The organism is Microbacterium galbinum, from assembly GCF_023101185.1.
Classification (GTDB): Bacteria; Actinomycetota; Actinomycetes; order Actinomycetales; family Microbacteriaceae; genus Microbacterium; species Microbacterium galbinum.
The window spans coordinates 2,952,717-2,970,005 of record NZ_CP078077.1 but is presented as its reverse complement, the minus strand read 5'-3'; the positions used below and the strand labels follow the sequence as shown (position 1 = coordinate 2,970,005).

General features: G+C 70.2%; 18 protein-coding genes. 7 read left to right on the top strand and 11 right to left on the bottom strand.

Annotated elements, in window-relative coordinates; genetic code table 11:
* Positions 1 to 69 precede the first annotated feature (69 nt).
* Together KV396_RS14375 and KV396_RS14370 are read left to right on the top strand one after the other, a co-directional pair.
* The gene (locus KV396_RS14375; protein ID WP_247956144.1) at positions 70 to 897 is read left to right on the top strand and encodes an SGNH/GDSL hydrolase family protein; all 828 of its coding nucleotides are present in this window, start codon (positions 70 to 72) and stop codon (positions 895 to 897) included.
* A gap of 5 nt (positions 898 to 902) precedes the next feature.
* Positions 903 to 1,469, top strand: a complete 567-nt coding sequence (locus tag KV396_RS14370; RefSeq protein WP_247956143.1) for a DEAD/DEAH box helicase family protein — start codon at positions 903 to 905, stop codon at positions 1,467 to 1,469.
* Here the strand turns inward: KV396_RS14370 and KV396_RS14365 are convergent.
* A complete protein-coding gene (locus KV396_RS14365) occupies positions 1,466 to 2,275 on the bottom strand; it encodes a TrmH family RNA methyltransferase (RefSeq protein WP_247956142.1) in 810 nt (269 codons plus the stop codon). The genes KV396_RS14370 and KV396_RS14365 overlap by 4 nt on opposite strands.
* Before the next feature lie 83 nt (positions 2,276 to 2,358).
* On the opposite strand from KV396_RS14365, the gene KV396_RS14360 reads away from it, so the two are divergent.
* Positions 2,359 to 3,198 carry a Sir2 family NAD-dependent protein deacetylase gene (locus KV396_RS14360; RefSeq protein ID WP_247956141.1) on the top strand — a complete coding sequence of 280 codons (840 nt, stop codon included), beginning with the start codon at positions 2,359 to 2,361 and terminating at the stop codon, positions 3,196 to 3,198.
* Positions 3,195 to 3,782, top strand: a complete 588-nt coding sequence (locus tag KV396_RS14355) for a histidine phosphatase family protein (protein WP_247956140.1) — start codon at positions 3,195 to 3,197, stop codon at positions 3,780 to 3,782. The genes KV396_RS14360 and KV396_RS14355 overlap by 4 nt, the downstream gene beginning before the upstream one ends.
* A gap of 25 nt (positions 3,783 to 3,807) precedes the next feature.
* Here KV396_RS14355 and KV396_RS14350 read toward each other — a convergent pair whose 3' ends face one another.
* From KV396_RS14350 to KV396_RS14330, 5 genes are read right to left on the bottom strand one after another with little or no spacing between them, the layout of a single operon-like run.
* Entirely contained in the window at positions 3,808 to 4,614 is an 807-nt protein-coding gene (locus tag KV396_RS14350) for an HpcH/HpaI aldolase/citrate lyase family protein (protein ID WP_247956139.1), read from the bottom strand.
* On the bottom strand, positions 4,611 to 5,096 hold the full coding sequence (locus tag KV396_RS14345) for a MaoC family dehydratase (protein WP_247956138.1): 486 nt from the start codon (positions 5,094 to 5,096) through the stop codon (positions 4,611 to 4,613). Before KV396_RS14345 ends, KV396_RS14350 begins: the two co-directional genes overlap by 4 nt.
* A gap of 9 nt (positions 5,097 to 5,105) precedes the next feature.
* Positions 5,106 to 6,254, bottom strand: a complete 1,149-nt coding sequence (locus KV396_RS14340) for an acyl-CoA dehydrogenase family protein (protein ID WP_247956137.1) — start codon at positions 6,252 to 6,254, stop codon at positions 5,106 to 5,108.
* On the bottom strand, positions 6,242 to 8,176 hold the full coding sequence (locus KV396_RS14335; RefSeq protein ID WP_247956136.1) for an acetyl/propionyl/methylcrotonyl-CoA carboxylase subunit alpha: 1,935 nt from the start codon (positions 8,174 to 8,176) through the stop codon (positions 6,242 to 6,244). The genes KV396_RS14340 and KV396_RS14335 overlap by 13 nt, the downstream gene beginning before the upstream one ends.
* A 5-nt stretch (positions 8,177 to 8,181) precedes the next feature.
* Positions 8,182 to 9,735 (bottom strand): carboxyl transferase domain-containing protein, encoded by a 1,554-nt coding sequence (locus KV396_RS14330; protein ID WP_247956135.1) that lies wholly within the window; start codon positions 9,733 to 9,735, stop codon positions 8,182 to 8,184.
* A gap of 111 nt (positions 9,736 to 9,846) precedes the next feature.
* Between KV396_RS14330 and KV396_RS14325 the strand changes: the two genes are divergently transcribed.
* Positions 9,847 to 10,434 carry a TetR/AcrR family transcriptional regulator gene (locus KV396_RS14325; RefSeq protein ID WP_247956134.1) on the top strand — a complete coding sequence of 196 codons (588 nt, stop codon included), beginning with the start codon at positions 9,847 to 9,849 and terminating at the stop codon, positions 10,432 to 10,434.
* Here the strand turns inward: KV396_RS14325 and KV396_RS14320 are convergent.
* Genes KV396_RS14320 through pdhA form a run of 3 tightly spaced genes read right to left on the bottom strand, consistent with a single transcriptional unit; the run spans position 10,431 to position 13,908 of the window.
* Complete coding sequence (locus tag KV396_RS14320; RefSeq protein WP_247956133.1) at positions 10,431 to 11,786, bottom strand: dihydrolipoamide acetyltransferase family protein; 1,356 nt, start codon at positions 11,784 to 11,786, stop codon at positions 10,431 to 10,433. The two genes, KV396_RS14325 and KV396_RS14320, sit on opposite strands and share 4 nt — an antisense overlap.
* Positions 11,783 to 12,790, bottom strand: a complete 1,008-nt coding sequence (locus KV396_RS14315) for an alpha-ketoacid dehydrogenase subunit beta (RefSeq protein WP_247956132.1) — start codon at positions 12,788 to 12,790, stop codon at positions 11,783 to 11,785. The genes KV396_RS14320 and KV396_RS14315 overlap by 4 nt, the downstream gene beginning before the upstream one ends.
* Entirely contained in the window at positions 12,787 to 13,908 is a 1,122-nt protein-coding gene (gene pdhA, locus KV396_RS14310) for a pyruvate dehydrogenase (acetyl-transferring) E1 component subunit alpha (protein ID WP_247956131.1), read from the bottom strand. Before pdhA ends, KV396_RS14315 begins: the two co-directional genes overlap by 4 nt.
* A 167-nt stretch (positions 13,909 to 14,075) precedes the next feature.
* Between pdhA and KV396_RS14305 the strand changes: the two genes are divergently transcribed.
* Positions 14,076 to 14,561: an Lrp/AsnC family transcriptional regulator gene (locus tag KV396_RS14305; RefSeq protein ID WP_247622526.1), complete on the top strand. Its 486-nt coding sequence runs from the start codon at positions 14,076 to 14,078 to the stop codon at positions 14,559 to 14,561.
* Here the strand turns inward: KV396_RS14305 and KV396_RS14300 are convergent.
* The gene (locus KV396_RS14300; protein WP_247622527.1) at positions 14,521 to 15,420 is read right to left on the bottom strand and encodes an alpha/beta fold hydrolase; all 900 of its coding nucleotides are present in this window, start codon (positions 15,418 to 15,420) and stop codon (positions 14,521 to 14,523) included. The two genes, KV396_RS14305 and KV396_RS14300, sit on opposite strands and share 41 nt — an antisense overlap.
* A 66-nt stretch (positions 15,421 to 15,486) precedes the next feature.
* Between KV396_RS14300 and KV396_RS14295 the strand changes: the two genes are divergently transcribed.
* Positions 15,487 to 16,224 carry an exonuclease domain-containing protein gene (locus KV396_RS14295; protein ID WP_247622528.1) on the top strand — a complete coding sequence of 246 codons (738 nt, stop codon included), beginning with the start codon at positions 15,487 to 15,489 and terminating at the stop codon, positions 16,222 to 16,224.
* 11 nt (positions 16,225 to 16,235) lie between these two features.
* Here KV396_RS14295 and KV396_RS14290 read toward each other — a convergent pair whose 3' ends face one another.
* The gene (locus tag KV396_RS14290) at positions 16,236 to 17,240 is read right to left on the bottom strand and encodes a YihY/virulence factor BrkB family protein (RefSeq protein WP_247956130.1); all 1,005 of its coding nucleotides are present in this window, start codon (positions 17,238 to 17,240) and stop codon (positions 16,236 to 16,238) included.
* Positions 17,241 to 17,289: the final 49 nt, after the last annotated feature.

The following is a 17,289-nucleotide window of genomic DNA, read 5'->3' as shown; positions in this document are numbered from 1 at the left end:
CGGCGGAGTAGGCTCGGTCACTGCGCAGCCGCGATCGTCGAGCCGCGCGCGTTCGCGAAGGAGAGCTGGATGACAGACCAGGATTCGACCCGGACCCCCTACGTCCCCAACGAGTCGGTGCACCCGTGGCGTCGTTTCGTGGCCATCGGGGATTCGTTCACCGAGGGCATCGGCGACCCCGATCCCGCCGCACCGGGAGGCCACCGTGGCTGGGCCGACCGCGTCGCGGAGGTCCTCGCCGCGCAGGTCGACGACTTCGCGTATGCGAACCTCGCCGTGCGCGGAAAGCTGATCTCCCAGATCGTGCAGGACCAGATCGAACCGGCCGTCGCACTGCACCCCGACCTCGTGTCGATCTGCGCGGGAGGCAACGACGTCATCCGTCCCGGCACCGACCCCGATGCGATCGCGGCCCAGCTGGAGGATGCCGTCACCCGGCTCGCCTCCACCGGCGCGGCCGTGCTGCTCTTCACCGGCATCGACACCGCCTTCACCCCGGTCTTCCGTGCGTTCCGAGGCAAGGTCGCGATCTACAACGAGAACGTCCGCGCGATCGCCGAGCGGCACGACTGCATCGTCGCCGATCAGTGGGCGCTGAAGGTCGTGCAGGACATGCGCTTCTTCGACGACGACCGGCTCCACTACAACTCTCTGGGCCACCACGAGGTCGCACGGATGGTGCTGCGCGCCCTGAACGTGCCGAACGATCTCGAGTCCCTGCAGCCGGAGCCGCTCCCCCTTCGCACCTGGCGCGAAGCGCGCGGTGAGGACCTCGGATGGGCGCGCGAGCACCTCGTACCGTGGGTGCTGCGCCGACTCCGGCACCAGTCCTCCGGCGACCACATCGCGGCGAAGCGCCCGGAGCCCTCGCCGATCGTCTTCCCCGACACCCACTGACGCCCGTGCGCATCGTCGTGTCCGGCACGCATGCGAGCGGCAAGAGCACTCTGATCGCGGACTTCCTCGGCCTCCATCCGGGGTTCGATCATCTCCCCGATCCGTTCGAGGTGCTCGGTGAGGGGCAGGACGATCCGGGGCCGGCGTCGTTCCTCGCCCAGTTGACGATCAGCGCCCGACGGCTCGTCGCGCTCCGCGCGGACGAGCACGTAATCGCGGAGCGCGGTCCCCTCGATTTCCTCGCCTATCTTCGGGCGTGGGAAGACCTGGGCCGGGGAAGTGTGCCGGCGGAGGTCCTCGGGCGCGCCGAGGCGGTCTCCGCCGACGCGATGCGGGATGTGGACGTGGTCGCGACTCTGCCGTTGAACGCGCACGACCGCATCTGGGTGCACGACGAGGAGGATCCCGCGCTGCGCTCCGCGATGGATGCCGCTCTCCTTGAGATCTACGATGATCGCGACCTGCGCGGCGATCGCGCGACGGTCATCGAGCTCGCCGGGGATCGGGAGGCTCGGCTCACCGCGCTCGCGGCTGCGGTGGGCTCCCTCTACACCGCCTCGGGCCTCGGCTAACGGGTGGCGTAGAAAGCGACCGCGGATGCGGCGGCCACGTTGAGGGAGTCGACGCCGCCCATCATCGGTATCGTGACCCGGCGGTCGAGGATCGCGTCGGTGGCGGGCGTGATGCCATGGCCCTCGGTGCCGAACACCAGCGCGAGCCTGTCATGATCCTCGGCGACGAGGTCGTCGAGAGTGATCGCTCCCTCGCCCAGCGTCATGCCCGCGACGACGTAGCCGGCATCCTGCAGTTCATGGATGCCCTCGGGCCACTCCGGGATCCGCGTCCACGGCACCTGGAACACGGTGCCCATCGAGACGCGCACCGCGCGGCGGTACAGCGGGTCCGAGCAGTCCGGCGAGATGAGGATCGCGTCGACGCCGAGTGCCGCGGCCGACCGGAACAGCGCCCCGATGTTCGTGTGGTCGGCGAGCCCCTCGAGGATCGCGATGCGCGACCGAGCGCTCTTCCGCCCGCCCAGGGTCTCAGCGACCGACGGCAGGCGCGGGCGGTGCATCGACGCGATCGCCCCGCGATGGACAGCGAACCCGGTGACCGCTTCGGCGACGTCGTCGGGCACCACGTACACGGGCACGTCGAACCCGGCGACGATGCTGCGGATGCCGTCGAGCCGCCGCTCCTGCACCAGCACTGACCTCGGCGAATGCCCCGCACGGATCGCGCGCTCGATCACCTTCGACGACTCGGCGATGTACAGTCCGCCGGCCGGTTCCCGGATGCTCCGCAGGGCCGTGTCGGTGAGCGACCGGTACTCGTCGAGTCGCGGGTCCGTCGACGAGTCGATGTGCAGGATGTCCATAGACTCCCACCTTCCCATGCGCGGGCCGTGCCTCGAGGGAGCCGGGCATCGGCCGGCCCCGTAGAATCACACGGGGAGGATCAGTGACCACGATCGCAGACGACGAGCTCCGGCTCCGCATCGAGAAGGCGGCCGACCTCCTGCGAGGTCGACGCATCGCCCTCCTCACGGGCGCGGGCGTCTCGACGGACTCGGGGATCCCCGCCTATCGCGGCGAGGGCGCCACGCCGCGGAGCAACCCGATGACCATCCAGACCTACCTCGGCGACGAGGCCGCGCGGCGTCGGTACTGGGTCGGCGGTCATCTCGGGTGGCGCGCGTTCGCCCGCGCCGATCCGAACCCCGGGCACCATGCGCTCGCGGAGATGGAGTCCGCCGGCGTCGTCAGCGGTGTGATCACGCAGAACGTCGACGGTCTGCACCTGCGAGCCGGGAGCTCGCACGTGATCGAGGTGCACGGCACGATGCGCCGCGTGCTGTGCCTGCACTGCGGGCAGGTCTTCGACCGCCGCGACGTCGCCGGGCAGATCGAAGAACTCAACCCCTGGATCACGGTGCCGGAGAACGTGCCGCTCGCGCCGGACGGCGATGTTCTCCCCGAGAGCATCGAGGGTTTCGTGATCCCCCGATGCACCGTCTGCGACGGCATGCTCAAGCCCGATGTCGTGTTCTTCGGCGAGTACGTTCCGCAGGACCGCTTCCGCGCCGCGGAGTCCCTGCTGCGGTCGAGCACGGCGATGATCGTCGCCGGCTCCTCGCTCGTCGTGAACTCCGGCGTGCGGCTCGTCGAGCGCGCGCGCCGTCGCAGCATCCCCCTGATCATCGTCAACCGCGAGCCGACCCGCGCGGATGCCTGGGCCGATGTCACCATCGCCGCCGGCACCAGCGACGTGCTCCCCGCCCTGCAGGAGCTTCTCTCGTGACTCTGCTCACCCTCGTCCGCCACGGCCAGACCGACTGGAACCTGGCCCGCCGTATCCAGGGATCGACCGACATCCCGCTGAACGACACCGGCCGGGCCGATGCCCGATGGGCGGCGGGACGGCTCGCGGACGGCGTGCACCACACCATCTACGCGAGCCCACTGAAGCGAGCCCATGAGACGGCGGAGATCATCGCGGCGGAACTCGGACTCGACGCTCCCGCACTCGATGCGGATCTGCGCGAGCGCGAGTTCGGCGAGGGCGAGGGCATGCTCGTCGCCGACTACCTCGAGACCTACGGCGACTGGGACGCCGAGGTCCCCGGCGCCGAGACCCTCCAGGGCGTGGCTGATCGAGCGCTCAGGGCGCTCGATCGGATCGCCCTCGATGCGCGTCGCCGTTCGGCTCCCCTTGCGGAGTCCGTCATCGTGGTCGCGCACGGTGGCGTGATCCGCTCGCTGATCGACCACGTCTCGGGAGGCACGCTCCCCCGCGTCGGCGACATCATCCGCAACGGCTCCGCAACGCGGTTCGAGGCGTCCCCGGGTTCGCTGCGCCTGCTCGAAGAGACCGTTCTGCTCTGAGAGGCGTGGGCGGTCGAGTGCCCGCTCAGTTCGCCCGCGCGACGATCGAGCGGGCGTGCCGCAGCACCGGTTCGTCGACCATCCGGCCCTCGAACCGGAAGACGCCCCGCTCCTCCTCTGCCGCCGCGAGCACTCCGCGCGCCCACTCGACGCTCGCCGGATCGGGACGGTAGGCCGCGCGGATCACCGGCACCTGCGAGGGGTGGATGCACGCCGTCGCGCGGAACCCGGAGGCGACGGCATCCGAGGCCTCCTCCTCCAGGCCGTCGACGTCGTCGATGTCGACGTGCACGGCGTCGATCGCACCCTTGCCGTGCGCGCCGGCGGAGAGCAGGACCCGCGTACGCGCGTATCGGGCGATGTCGCGGTACGTGCCGTCCGGACGACGGCTCGACGTGCCGCCGAGCGAGGCGACCAGATCCTCCGCACCCCACATGAGAGCGACGACCCGCTCGTGCTCCGCGATGCTCTCGGCCGCCTGCACCCCTCGGGCGGTCTCGCACAGAGCGATCACGGCGTAGTCCGTGTCGAAGACGTCGAGCGCCGACGGATCCTCGGTCTTGGCGACCATGATCGTCCGGAACGGCGAGGCAGCCACGGCGGCCAGATCGGCGGCGAACTCCGCACTGCCCGGCGCGTTGACGCGCACGATGACGCGCGCCGGATCGAGGGCGGCCGTCCGCACGTTCTCGCGCGCGGAGGCCTTCGCCGCCGGGAGCACGGCGTCCTCGAGATCGAGGATGACGGCATCCGCCCGTTCGGCCGCTTTCGCGAATCTCTCCGGACGGTCCGCCGGGCAGAACAGGAGCCCGGGTCCCAGGGCGAAGGTCATGAGGTCTCCTCGGGCCGGCGGCGCACGAGCACCGAGCGGGTGGCGGTCGCGACGATCGTGCCGTCCTGGTTGCGGCCGGTGTGGGCGATCTCCACGATCCCCTGGGCCGGACGCGACGACGAGGGCCGCATGCCGGTCACGACGCTCTCGGTGTACAGGGTGTCGCCCGCGAAGAGCGGATGCGGGAAGCGGATGTCGCCGAGTCCGAGCTGTGCGACGAGCGTGCCCTGCGTCAGCTGGGCGACCGATGCGCCGACCATCGTCGAGAGCGTCCACATCGAGTTCATGAGGCGGTCGTGGAAGGGCTCCTGCGCCTCGGCGAACGCCGCATCGAGGTGCAGGGCCTGCGTGTTCATCGTGAGGGTCGTGAACAGCACGTTGTCGGCCTCGGTGGCTGTGCGACCCGGGCGGTGCAGATAGCGGGTCTCGATTTCGAACTCCTCGAAGTAGAGGCCCCTCTGGACGATCTCCTGCGCGCTCATGCCCCCACGCTACCCGGCGAGTCCGAGGCCTCGCGCGATCACGAGCAGCTGCACCTCGGTCGTTCCCTCACCGATCTCGAGGATCTTCGAGTCGCGGTAGTGGCGCGCCACGGGGAACTCGTTCATGAACCCGTTGCCGCCGAAGATCTGCGTGGCATCGCGAGCGTTGTCCATCGCCGCCTCGCCCGCGACGAGCTTCGCGATCGCCGCCTGCTCCGCGAACGGGCGGCCCTCGTCGCGCAACCGTGCCGCATGGTGCCAGGCGAGACGGGCCGTCTGCACACGCGCCCGCATGCGTGCCAGCGTGAACTGGGCGTTCTGCCGCGTGCTCAGCGCGCTGCCGAAGACCGTGCGGCTCTTCGCATAGGCGACGGCCTCCTCGAGGCAGCCCTCGGCCGCGCCGGTGGCGAGTGCGGCGATGGCGATGCGCCCCTCGTCGAGGATGCTGAGGAAATTGCGGAAGCCCTCTCCCCGCTCACCGAGCAGGTTGGAGGCGGGAACCCGCACCCCATCGAGGGTGAGCGGATGCGTGTCGGAGGCGTTCCACCCCACCTTGTCGTACGGCGCTTCGACCGTGAAACCGGGCGTGCCGTTCGGCACGATGATGGTCGAGATCTCCTTGCGACCGTCCATACTCCCCGTCACCGCCGTGACGGTCACGAAACGCGTGATCGGAGTGCCGGAGTTCGTGATGAACTGCTTGGTGCCGTCGACGACCCAGTCTTCGCCGTCGAGTCGTGCGGTCGTGCGCGTGGCACCGGCGTCGCTCCCCGCCTCCGGTTCGGTGAGCCCGAAGCCGGCCAGGGCGCGGCCGGCGAGCAGGTCGGGGAGCAACTCGTTCTTCTGCGTCTCCGTGCCGAAGCGGAAGATCGGCATGGCGCCGAGGCTCACACCGGCCTCGAGCGTGATCGCGATCGACTGATCGACCCGGGCGAGTGCCTCGATCGCGATGCCCAGCGCGAGATAGTCACCGCCCTGTCCCCCGTGCTCCTCCGGGAAGGGCAGGCCGAACAGTCCGAGATCTCCCATCTGCGCGACCACGTCCATCGGCAGGGTGTGCGTGCGGTCCGCCTCGTACGAGCGCGGAGCGACGACGGTCTCGGCGAATTCGCGCACCATGCCGGCGAGTTCACGCTCCTCGGGGCTCAGGTCGTCCATGTGTCTGTCTCCTCCGTCGTCGTATCCGTCATCACGCGCACGACGGGTTCGCCGCGCCGCACCTGATCGCCCACGGCCACGAGCACCCGCACGACACCGTCGTGCGGAGCGAGCACCGGGTGCTCCATCTTCATCGCCTCGATCGACACGAGCGCTGCTCCCGCCCTCACGTGGTCGCCATCCTGCACGTGCACCGCGACCACGCTCCCCGGCATGGGCGCACGCCCTTCCGGCTCGGTGGCGGATGCCGCGTCGGACCGGGCAGCGAGGCGACGATCGAGCGCTGCGCGACGGTCGAGCGGGCGCAGGCGCACGCCGCGCCCGTCCTCGGCGACCCAGATCGCTCCGTCCGCATGGGCTCGTGCGACCGCGTGGCGCCGCACGCCGTCGAGGGGTGACGCCTCCACGACGGCGTCATCGTCGGTGAGGAACACTCGCGCCGCTGCGGCCGATGGAACGCCGCTGAGACGCCATCCCGAGCCGTCGTTCCAGGGGAACAGCGCATCGGCGTCCGCCGGGTCGGAGAGCACAACCCGCGAAGCCGCGTCGAGCATGCCGGGTGACGGCGGCTCCGGTGCGATCGGGAGCAGGGTCTCGATGAGCCCGGTGTCGAGGTCGCCGGCTCGCACGCGCTCGTCCTGGCAGAGGGTGCGCAGGAACGCGATGTTCGTCTCGACACCCAGCACGACGGTGCGTGAGAGAGCGATGTCGAGACGCCGCAGTGCGGTCTCGCGATCGTCTGCCACGGCGATGATCTTCGCGATCATCGGGTCGTAGAACCCCGATACGTCGGATCCGCTCTCGATGGCGGAGTCGACGCGCACACCCGGCGGGGGTGTGAAGAGCAGGACGGTCCCCGTCGAGGGTACGAAGCCCCGTTCGGGCGCCTCGGCGTAGACGCGCGCCTCGACCGCATGACCGTGCACGGCGGGCGCGGCATCGAGGGCGAGCCCGGCCGCGACGCGCAGCTGCAGCGCCACGAGATCGAGACCCGTCACCTCCTCGGTGACCGGATGCTCGACCTGCAGGCGCGTGTTCATCTCGATGAAGAACACCTCCGTCGGGTCGTCGGCGTCGATCAGGAACTCGACCGTGCCCGCCCCGATGTACGACACGCTCTCGGCAGCGCGCACCGCCGCCCGGAAGAGGTCCTCCCGGGCGCTGGCGGAGATGCCGACCGACGGCGCCTCCTCGATGACCTTCTGGTGCCGCCGCTGGAGCGTGCATTCGCGCTCGCCGAGGGCGATGACCGTGCCGTGGACGTCACCGAACACCTGCACCTCGATGTGCCGGGGACGCCGGAGCAGGCGTTCGAGAACCAGGGAATCGTCGCCGAAGGCCGCTGCCGCGACGCGGCGTGCCGAAGCCAGCGCACCGGACAGATCGGATGCCGCCGCGACGACCTCCATCCCCTTCCCGCCGCCGCCGGCACTCGGCTTCACGAGCAGCGGGTAGCCGACGGCATCCGCCTCGTGCGCGATCCGCGCGTCGTCGAGCCCCGCGGCGTCGAAGCCCGGGACCACGGGCACGCCGTGACGCACCACATGCTCGCGGGCGCGCGCCTTGTCCCCCATGATCTGCAGCGCCTCGATGCCGGGGCCGATGAAGACGATGCCGTTCGCGCGGCAGGCTTCGGCGAGGCCGACGCTCTCGGAGAGGAAACCGTAGCCGGGGTGAATGGCCTGGGCGCCCGTGTCGACGGCCGCCGCGATGATCGCGTCGATGTCGAGGTACGAAGCGCTCGCCGGGGCCGGGCCGATCCGCACCGCCACGTCCGCCTCGAGCACGTGAGGGGCATCCGCATCGGCGTCGCTGTAGACCGCGACGCTGCGGATGTCGAGCGCGGTGAGGGTGCGGATCACGCGCCGTGCGATCTCGCCGCGGTTCGCGACGAGGACCGTGTCGAAGAGGTGCTCGCTCATCCCACTCACATCCGGAAGACGCCGAAGCGCGGTTCGGGCAGCGGCGCGCGCGAGACGACGTCGAGCGCGAGCCCGAGCATCTGCCGCGTCTGCTGCGGGTCGACGATCCCGTCGTCCCAGAGGCGGGCGGTCGCGTAGTACGGCTCGCCCTGCTCCTCGTACTGGGCACGGATCGGTTCTTCGAAGTCCGCGCGCTGCTGCGGGGTCCAGGACTCTCCGCGGCCGGTGAGCTGGTCCTCCTTCACGGTCGCCAGGACGGACGCCGCCTGGTTACCGCCCATCACCGAGATCCGGCTCGCGGGCCAGGTCCACAGGAAGCGCGGCGAGTAGGCGCGCCCGCACATCGAGTAGTTGCCCGCGCCGAAGGATCCGCCGATGATCACGGTCAGCTTCGGCACCCGGCAGCTCGCGACGGCGGTGACCATCTTCGCGCCGTCCTTCGCGATCCCGCCGGCTTCGGCGTCGGAGCCGACCATGAAGCCGGTGATGTTCTGCAGGAAGAGGAGCGGGATGCCCCGCTGATCGCACAGCTCGATGAAGTGCGCTCCCTTGAGCGCGGACTCGCTGAAGAGCACGCCGTTGTTCGCGACGATGCCCACGGGATGCCCGTGTATCCGGGCGAAGGCGGTCACCAGTGTCGTGCCGTACTCCGATTTGAACTCGCGGACGCTGCCGCCGTCGACCAGGCGATCGATCACCGCGTGCACGTCGTACGCGGCGTTGACGTCGACGGGGACCACGTCGTACAGCGACCCCGCCTCGTCGGGTTCGCGCGTCGGGACGACCTCCCAGACCGGCTCGCGCGGTGCCGGGAGCGTGCGCACGATGTCCCGGAGGATCTCGAGCGCATGCTCGTCGTCCTCGGCGAGGTGATCGACGACGCCGCTGCGGCGCGCATGCATCTCTCCCCCGCCGAGCTCCTCCGCCGTGACGACCTCGCCGATCGCGGCCTTCACCAGCGGCGGACCACCGAGGAAGATCGTGCCCTGCCCGCGCACGATGACCGTCTCGTCGCTCATCGCCGGTACGTAGGCGCCACCCGCGGTGCACGATCCGAGCACCGCCGCGAGCTGCGGGATGCCCTCGGCCGACATCCGCGCCTGGTGGAAGAAGATGCGACCGAAGTGGTCGCGGTCGGGGAAGACCTCGTCCTGCTTGGGGAGGAACGCCCCGCCGGAATCCACCAGGTAGAGGCACGGCAGACGGTTCTCGCGTGCGATCTCCTGAGCGCGCAGATGCTTCTTTACCGTCATCGGGAGGTAGGTGCCGCCCTTCACGGTCGCATCGTTGCAGACGACCATCACGTGCCGGCCGTGCACCAATCCGATGCCGGCGATCACTCCGGCTCCCGGCGCTTCGCCGTCGTACAGCCCGTCCGCCGCGAGTGGCGCCACCTCGAGGAACGGACTCCCCTCGTCGAGAAGTCGGTCGACGCGCTCGCGCGGCAGGAGCTTCCCCCGGGCGACATGGCGCTGGCGCGAGGCCTCCGGGCCACCGAGTGCCGCGGCGGCGAGTCGCTCGTGCAACTGCTCGGCGAGGGCCTGCTGGGTTGCGGGCATCGCGGTGTCCTCCTCGACACGCTTCGGCGCAGCCACGGTGCTGGCGCTGCACACGATCCTTCGGTTAGTGTGCACTAACCCGATTATTCAGGTTAGCGAGGATTAACTGAGATGACAACCCCGATCACCGCTCGTGATCGCGCCAAGGCGGAGCGCTCGGATGCGATCCGTCACGAGGCGGCGCTGCTCTTCGCCGCCCGCGGCTACAACGGCGTCAGCCTCGAGGACATCGGGGCTGCCGTGGGCGTCTCCGGCCCCGCCGTCTACCGCCATTTCGCGGGAAAGCAGGCGCTGCTCGGCTCCGTGCTCGTGAAGGTCAGTCACGATCTGCTGACGGGTGGCACACGCGTGGCGACCGCCGACGCGGACGCCGAGGAGAGGATGGAGGCGCTGATCCGCTTCCACGTCGACTTCGCTCTGCGGAACGCCGCGGTGATCCAGGTGCAGGACCGGGATGTCGTGCACCTGGCCGACGACGACCGCGCCGATGTCCGGCACGTGCAGCGCGACTACATCGAACTGTGGATCGACACGCTCGCTCCCCTGCTTCCAGCCGACCGCGACGAGCTGCGCCTGCGCGTGCAGGCCTGTTTCGGCCTCATCAACTCCACGCCGCACAGCACCCGTGCTGCGGCGCGCCGCCACGCGGCCACCGGCGACGTGCTGGCGCGCATGGCCTCCGCGGCGCTGCGCAGCTAACCGAAGAGCATCGCCCGACCCGGCTCCTGCAGCACGTCGGCGACATCGCGCAGGAATCGCGCACCCTCGGCCCCGTCCACCAGACGGTGATCGAACGAGAGGCTCAGCGTCATCATGTCGCGCAGCGCGATCTCGCCGCGGTACTCCCAGGGCTGGCGTCGGATCGCACCCACCGCGAGGATTCCCGACTGCCCCGGCGGCAGGATCGGCGTGCCGGCATCGATGCCGAAGACCCCGATGTTCGAGATCGAGAACGTGCCGCCCTGGAGTTCCGCCGGTGTGGTCTTCCCCGCGCGAGCCGTGGCCGCGAGATCGCGGATCGCATCCGACATGCCGCCGAGGCCGAGACCCTCGGCATCGCGGATGTTCGGCACGATGAGTCCGCGGTCCGTCGCCGCAGCGATACCGAGGTCCACGTAGCAGTACTGGACGATCTCCCCGGCCGCCTCGTCCCAGTGCGCGTTCAATCCCGGCGTTCGACCGAGCGCCAGGCACACGGCCTTGGCGACGACCGCGAGCGGGCCGATGCGGTGCTCGCTCCAGACACGATCGGCGCGGAGCGAGTCGAGCAGTTCGACCGTGGCCGTGACGTCGACCGTGTGGAAGACCGTGACGTGCGGCGCGGTGAAGGCGCTCTCGACCATCGCGGCCGCCGTGTGCTTGCGCACGCCCCGGATCGGGATGCGCACCTCGCGCGCCCCCTCCTCCGATGCGCCGAACGCGGGAGAGGTCTCGCGCCGTGGCGCCGCGGCTGTCCGACCTCCGGCATCCGCCCCGGTCGAGGCGAAGGAATCGATGTCTGCGCGGGTGATCACGCGATCGCCGACGACGGCCGCGACCACGGCGAGATCCACGCCCGCGCGCTTCGCATACGCGCGCACGGGCGGGGTCGAGCGCGGGCGCTCCACGACCGCCGGCTCGACCGTGACCGAGGGGGACGCGTCGTGCGGTGCGGCCTCGATCACGGCCGCATCGATCACCGGCACGCTCGTTGCTGCGCGCCGCGCGCGACGTGCAGGCCGCCCCGACGTCGATGGGGCCGCCCCGTATCCGACGAGATTGGGCTGAGCCCGCTCCGCTCCGGCCGTCGGAGCGGAGGCATCCGCTTCCTCGCCCACGACCTCGAATGCGATCAGGGGCGAGCCGACCGCGACGGTCTCTCCGGCGTCGGCGTGCAGCTCGGCCACCGTTCCCTCATAGGGCGAGGGGAGCTCGACGACCGCTTTCGCCGTCTCGACCTCCGCCAGCGTCTGGTTGAGCGCGACCTGCTCACCGGGAGCGACCAGCCATTGCACGACCTCGGCCTCGGTGAGGCCCTCGCCGAGGTCGGGGAGTCGGAACTCGGCGATCATGCGTCCACCCCCGTTCGCGCGCCGCGATCGAGCACGCGATCCACCGCATCCAGCAGCCGGTCGAGATCGGGAAGGTGGTACTTCTCGAGCTTCGCCGGCGGGTACGGCACGTCGTGCCCCGTCACCCTCAGGGGCGCCGACTCGAGGTACTCGAAGCAGAACTCCGTGATGCTCGCGATCACCTCGGCGGCGACACCGGCCTCCCGCGAGGCCTCGTGCGCGACGACGACGCGACCCGTCTTGCGCACGGAGGCGGCCAGCGTGTCGTAGTCGACCGGCGAGAGGGAGCGCAGATCGACGACCTCGATCGATACGCCCTCGTCCTCCGCGGCCGACGCGGCCTGGAGCGCGGTGGAGACCATCGCGCCGTAGGTGACGAGGGTCACATCCGTCCCCCCGCGGACCACCTGGGCGAGCCCCATCGGGACGGCATCCGCGAGCGGCGCATCCAGGTCGACCTCGCCCCTGTGATGGTAGAGGCGCTTCGGTTCGAAGAAGATCACCGGATCGTCGGAGGCGATCGCCTGCCGCAGGCTGCGATAGGCGTCCTCGGGGTTCGAGACGGCCACGACGCGCAGCCCCGCGGTATGGACGAAGTACGCCTCGGGCGATTCCGAGTGGTGTTCGGCGGCGCCGATGCCCCCGGCCCACGGGATGCGGATCGTGATCGGCATCTTCACCCGCCCCTGCGTGCGATAGTGCAGCTTCGCCACCTGCGCCACGATCTGATCGAAGGCCGGGTACACGAATCCGTCGAACTGGATCTCGACCACCGGGCGATAGCCGCGGAAGGCGAGTCCGACCGCCGTTCCGACGATCCCGGACTCCGCGAGCGGCGTATCGATCACACGACCGGCGCCGAACTCGTCGAGGAGACCGTCGGTGATCCGGAAGACGCCGCCGAGCTTGCCGATGTCCTCGCCGAGGAGCACGACCCGGTCGTCGTCGCGCATGGCCCTCCGCAATCCCGCGCCGAGCGCCTTGCCCAGAGTCAGCTCCGTCATGCCGTCGCCTCCTCGAAGCCGGCGAGGTACTCGGCGTACTCCTCGCGTTGGCGGTCGAGACCCGTGTGCGGTTCGGCATAGACACCGTCGAAGACCGCCAGCGGCGGACGGGTCACCATGCCGAGGCACTGCGCCCGCATCTCCTTGGCGACCGCGTCGGCGGTCTCCTGCGTCTGCGCGATGTACTCCTCCGAGAGCTCGCCCGCGGCGCGCAGGTGCGCTTCGAGACGGCTGATCGGGTCGCGGCGGCGCCACGCGTCGAGCTCGCCCTCCGGCCGGTAGCGCGTGGGGTCGTCGGCAGTCGTGTGCGGCCCCATCCGGTAGGTGACCGCCTCGATGTAGGCGGGTCCCCTGCCCGAACGAGCGTGATCGAGCGCCCACCGCATCGCGGCGAGGCAGGCGAGGACGTCGTTGCCGTCGACCCTCAGGCTCGGGATGCCGAAGCCCGGGGCGCGACCGGCGATCGGGTACTGCGACTGCACCGCCACCGGCTCGGAGATCGCCCAGTGGTTGTTCTGGCAGACGAAGACGACGGGGACGCGGTACGAGGCGGCGAAGATCATCGCCTCGTTCACGTCGCCCTGACTGGTGGCACCGTCGCCGAAGTAGGTCACGGCGACCTCGTCGGCCCCCTCGTGCCGGATGCCGAGCGCATAGCCGACGGCGTGCAGCGTCTGCGCACCGATGATGATCTGCAGCGGTGCGACCCGCAGTTCGGCCGGATCGTACGCCGATCCCTCTTCACCGCGCCACATGCGCACGTAGTCGCCGGGCTGAGCGCCCCGGGCGTAGATGACGCCGGTCTCGCGGTAGCTCGGGAAGACGTAATCGCGGTCCTCCAGCGCCCGGGCGGTGCCGATCTGCGTCGCCTCCTGCCCCTGGCACGGCGCCCAGAGGCCGAGCTGACCCTGCCGCTGGAGCGCGACGCCCTCGGCATCGATCCGCCGCAGCACCACCATGTCGCGCAGCAGTCCGCGCAGCACGTCATGGTCGACGTCGGCGACGAAGGGGTCGAGTTGCGGATGCCGCACGCGGGTGCCGTCCGGAGCGAGGAGGCGCTCGGTGAGCTCCAGATCCTGCTCGGTGTCGGCGATGGGAGTGATCTGCGGTGAAATCATCGTCCTCCTCGTTCTCAGCAGCCCTCGTGAGGCTCTCGCGCTGGAGCCGGCGACGATGCCGGCATGCCCCGAGCGTACGTCCGCTGAACACGTCGCTCAAGCATCCGAGAGGGGCTTGAGCATGTTGCCAAGCATCCGAGGAATCCGTGCTGCTATCGTTTGGCACTATGCCAGGACTGGACCGCACCGACCTCGAGATCCTCGCCGCTCTCGCCGACGACCCGCGCGTCACGATCGTCGCGCTCGCAGAGACCCTGCGGCTGTCGCGCAACACGATCCAGGCGCGCATGACCCGGCTCGAGCAGACCGGGATCTTCCTCTCCTACGAACGCGCCTTCTCCCCCGACGTGCTGGGTTTCCCGCTGCAGGCGTTCGTCAGCATCGGAGTGCGGCAGACCGAGCTCCCGCGCATCATCAACGAGCTCGCCCGCATCCCGGAGGTCGTGCAGGCGCACGGGCTCAGCGGCTCGATCGACCTGCTCGCACGGGTCGCCTGCCGCGACGCGCGTCACCTCTTCGACACCGACGCACGGATCCTGTCGATCGAGGGCGTGGAGCGCACCGAGACGTCTCTCGCGATGGGCGAGGTCATCCCGTTCCGCGTCGCCGGACTCATCGGCCTCGCGCGACGGGAATCCGGAGGAAGCGTCTGATCGCACCGGCGGCCTCGGCCGGCGTCTCGTAGTGGATCAGGTGACCGACCTCGGCGATCTCGACGAGCGACGCGTCGTCGAAGAGGGTCGCGAGCGTGCGCTCGGCCTCGATCGGCGTGATGTCGTCGCGCTGCGCGGCCACCAGCAGCGTCGGGACGTGGATGTCGGGAGCGAACCCGCGCACGTCGTGCGAGACGCTCGCCACGAAGGCGTCGCGGAGCACGTCGCGATCCGAGAAGCGCGAGAAGTACGTGTCGTGCTGATCGTGGATGAATCGGCGCAGAGCAGGGTCGGAGGTCTTGGCCATCGTGATGCTCATCACCCGCACGATGAGGCGGTTGCGCAGAAGCGCGGTTCCGAGGCGTTCGGGCAGACGCGCTCCCAGGGCGTAGTACAGCACGGCGAGCCGAGTCATCACACCCTTGGGGCCTTCCAGCGCCGGCGCCCCGATGGGATTGAGGAGGATCAGGCGGGGCGTCACGAGCCCGCGCGCCACGGCCGCGGACGTGACGATCGACCCGAACGAATGGCCGAGGATGACGGCGCCGGGGGCGACCTCGGCCACGAAATCGCCGAGCCACGCCGCGTACTCGTCGAGGTCGTGCGTGCGTCCGGGAAGCGGAGCCGTCTCACCGAAGCCGGGCAGATCGGGCGCGATCACGCGTGCCTCCGGGAGGAAGGCGAGAACGGGCTCCAGCCCGTGATGCTCTCCGCGGAAGCCGTGCACGGCCACGATCGTGGTCTCGGCATCCTCGGGGCCGTACACCCAGTACGCCGTCGTGCCACCGCGCACTTCTGCCTCCCGTCGCTCGACGGGAAGTCGAGCCAGGCGGTCAGTGTACGGAGAGGGCACGGTCATGTCACGAGTCTACGGATTCCCGAGCGCCTCCCTCCGAATGTCCGAGCCCGGATCTAGCGTGGGCCCATGGCCGACGATCTCCCGCTCCCGCCCTGGCTGCGCCGTGTCGGCGTGTTCGACCTGGAGACGACGGGGATCGACGTCACATCCGATCGCATCGTCACCGCGCATGTCGGCGTGCTCGACGCCGAGGGCCACCAGATCGTGGCCCGTACCTGGCTCGCCGACCCCGGTGTCGATATCCCGGAGGGGGCGACCGCGGTGCATGGCGTCACGACCGCTCGGGCACGGGCGGAGGGGCGCCCCGCACGCGAAGTCGTGGCCCAGGTGCTGATCGCCCTGCGTTCGCTCCTCGATCAGGGCATCCCCGTCGTCGCGTACAACGCCTCCTACGACTTCTCACTCCTCGCGCACGAGGCCGTCCGACACGGACTGGCCCCGCTGTCCGATCCCGCGCCCATCATCGATCCCTTCGTGATCGACAAGGCCGTCGATCGCTACCGCAGGGGCAAGCGCACTCTCAGCCTCGTCGCCGCCCATTACGCGGTGGCCCTCGACGGCGCACACGAGGCCGCGGCCGACGCCATCGCCGCGGGCCGGGTCGCCCAGGCGATCGCGCGACAGTTCTCGCTGCCCGACACTCTCGACGATCTGCACACGCGGCAGATCGGGTGGGCACGGGCTCAGGCGGAGAGCCTGACCGAGTACTTCATCAGCATCGGCCGCCTCGATCCGGAAGACGCGGTCGACGGTACGTGGCCGGTGCGTCCGCACGCCGTCGACGCGGCCAACCCGCTCCTCTGACGATCGCGCGATCACGGCCGATCGCGGAGCCGACGCGCCTCGGCGATCTCAGCGCTCCGTCGCGCCTGCTTGCGGGCGACCCGTGATCGATCCCGCAGCGGGAGGCGCGGACTCGCCTCTGCCGGGATCCCCGCGCTCAGCTCCCGCGCACGCTCCAGCGACGCATCGAACTCCACTCCGAGAACGAGAGCGAGGTTCGCGATCCACAGCCAGAGCAGGAGCACGATGATGCCGGCGAGCTGCCCGTAGACGCGCTCGTAGTCGACGATGCTCGAGACGTACAGCCCGAACGCGAGAGAGGCGATGGCGAGAACGACGATCGCCAGCGCCGCACCCCAACTGAGCCAACGGAATCGCGGATGACGGATGTTCGGCGCACGGTCGTACAGGAACGCTACGGTGGCGACCACGATCACGACCAGTATCGGCCAGCGCGCGATCCGCCAGACCAGGAGTGCGGCCTCTCCGCCGCCGAGCTGCTCGCCGATGGCCGCGGCGACGGACGAACTCGCGGCGCCCACGGCCACCGCAGCCGCCGTGGCGAGGAGCACGACGAGCGCCACCGCCACCTGCATGGACTTGAGAGCCCAGGGCGAGCGTCCCTCGTCGACATCGTAGACGCGATTCATCCCGCGGCCGAGGACGGCGATGTATCGGGCGACGGCCCAGATCGTGAGTCCGATACCGATGATCAGCGCGGGGCCCGCGAGAGCGGAGTCCGCGAGGCCGTCGACGGCGTCTGCGATCGTCATCGCCGTCTCCTCGGGCGCGACGGCGCGCACGACCTCGAGAACGAACGCCACCGCCGTGGAATCGCTTCCGAGGAGGCTGACGACCGAGACGCCGACGAGCATGGCCGGTACGAGGGCCAGCACGGAGTGGAAGGTCAGCGCCGCCGCGATGTCGGCAGCGCCGTCGTCGGCGAACTTGCGCGCGGTTCCGCGCGCCACGAACCGCCAGGACCTGGCGCCGAGATCGTGCGGTGCCGGCGGGCCGTCCGACTGTTGAGTCGCCATCATCCTCCTGAGAGTCGGTGCCGAACTTGGCACACGACGGCGCCCGGGA

Bases quoted from the DNA above. Each gene is read 5' to 3' on its own strand.
- KV396_RS14375 (WP_247956144.1), top strand. From the start codon at position 70: ATGACAGACCAGGATTCGACCCGGACCCCCTACGTCCCCAACGAGTCG.
- KV396_RS14365 (WP_247956142.1), bottom strand. From the start codon at position 2,275: ATGGACATCCTGCACATCGACTCGTCGACGGACCCGCGACTCGACGAG.
- KV396_RS14350 (WP_247956139.1), bottom strand. From the start codon at position 4,614: ATGACCTTCGCCCTGGGACCCGGGCTCCTGTTCTGCCCGGCGGACCGT.
- KV396_RS14345 (WP_247956138.1), bottom strand. From the start codon at position 5,096: ATGAGCGCGCAGGAGATCGTCCAGAGGGGCCTCTACTTCGAGGAGTTC.
- KV396_RS14340 (WP_247956137.1), bottom strand. From the start codon at position 6,254: ATGGACGACCTGAGCCCCGAGGAGCGTGAACTCGCCGGCATGGTGCGC.
- KV396_RS14335 (WP_247956136.1), bottom strand. From the start codon at position 8,176: ATGAGCGAGCACCTCTTCGACACGGTCCTCGTCGCGAACCGCGGCGAG.
- KV396_RS14330 (WP_247956135.1), bottom strand. From the start codon at position 9,735: ATGCCCGCAACCCAGCAGGCCCTCGCCGAGCAGTTGCACGAGCGACTC.
- KV396_RS14325 (WP_247956134.1), top strand. From the start codon at position 9,847: ATGACAACCCCGATCACCGCTCGTGATCGCGCCAAGGCGGAGCGCTCG.
- KV396_RS14320 (WP_247956133.1), bottom strand. From the start codon at position 11,786: ATGATCGCCGAGTTCCGACTCCCCGACCTCGGCGAGGGCCTCACCGAG.
- KV396_RS14315 (WP_247956132.1), bottom strand. From the start codon at position 12,790: ATGACGGAGCTGACTCTGGGCAAGGCGCTCGGCGCGGGATTGCGGAGG.
- pdhA (WP_247956131.1), bottom strand. From the start codon at position 13,908: ATGATTTCACCGCAGATCACTCCCATCGCCGACACCGAGCAGGATCTG.
- KV396_RS14305 (WP_247622526.1), top strand. From the start codon at position 14,076: ATGCCAGGACTGGACCGCACCGACCTCGAGATCCTCGCCGCTCTCGCC.
- KV396_RS14300 (WP_247622527.1), bottom strand. From the start codon at position 15,420: ATGACCGTGCCCTCTCCGTACACTGACCGCCTGGCTCGACTTCCCGTC.
- KV396_RS14295 (WP_247622528.1), top strand. From the start codon at position 15,487: ATGGCCGACGATCTCCCGCTCCCGCCCTGGCTGCGCCGTGTCGGCGTG.
- KV396_RS14290 (WP_247956130.1), bottom strand. From the start codon at position 17,240: ATGGCGACTCAACAGTCGGACGGCCCGCCGGCACCGCACGATCTCGGC.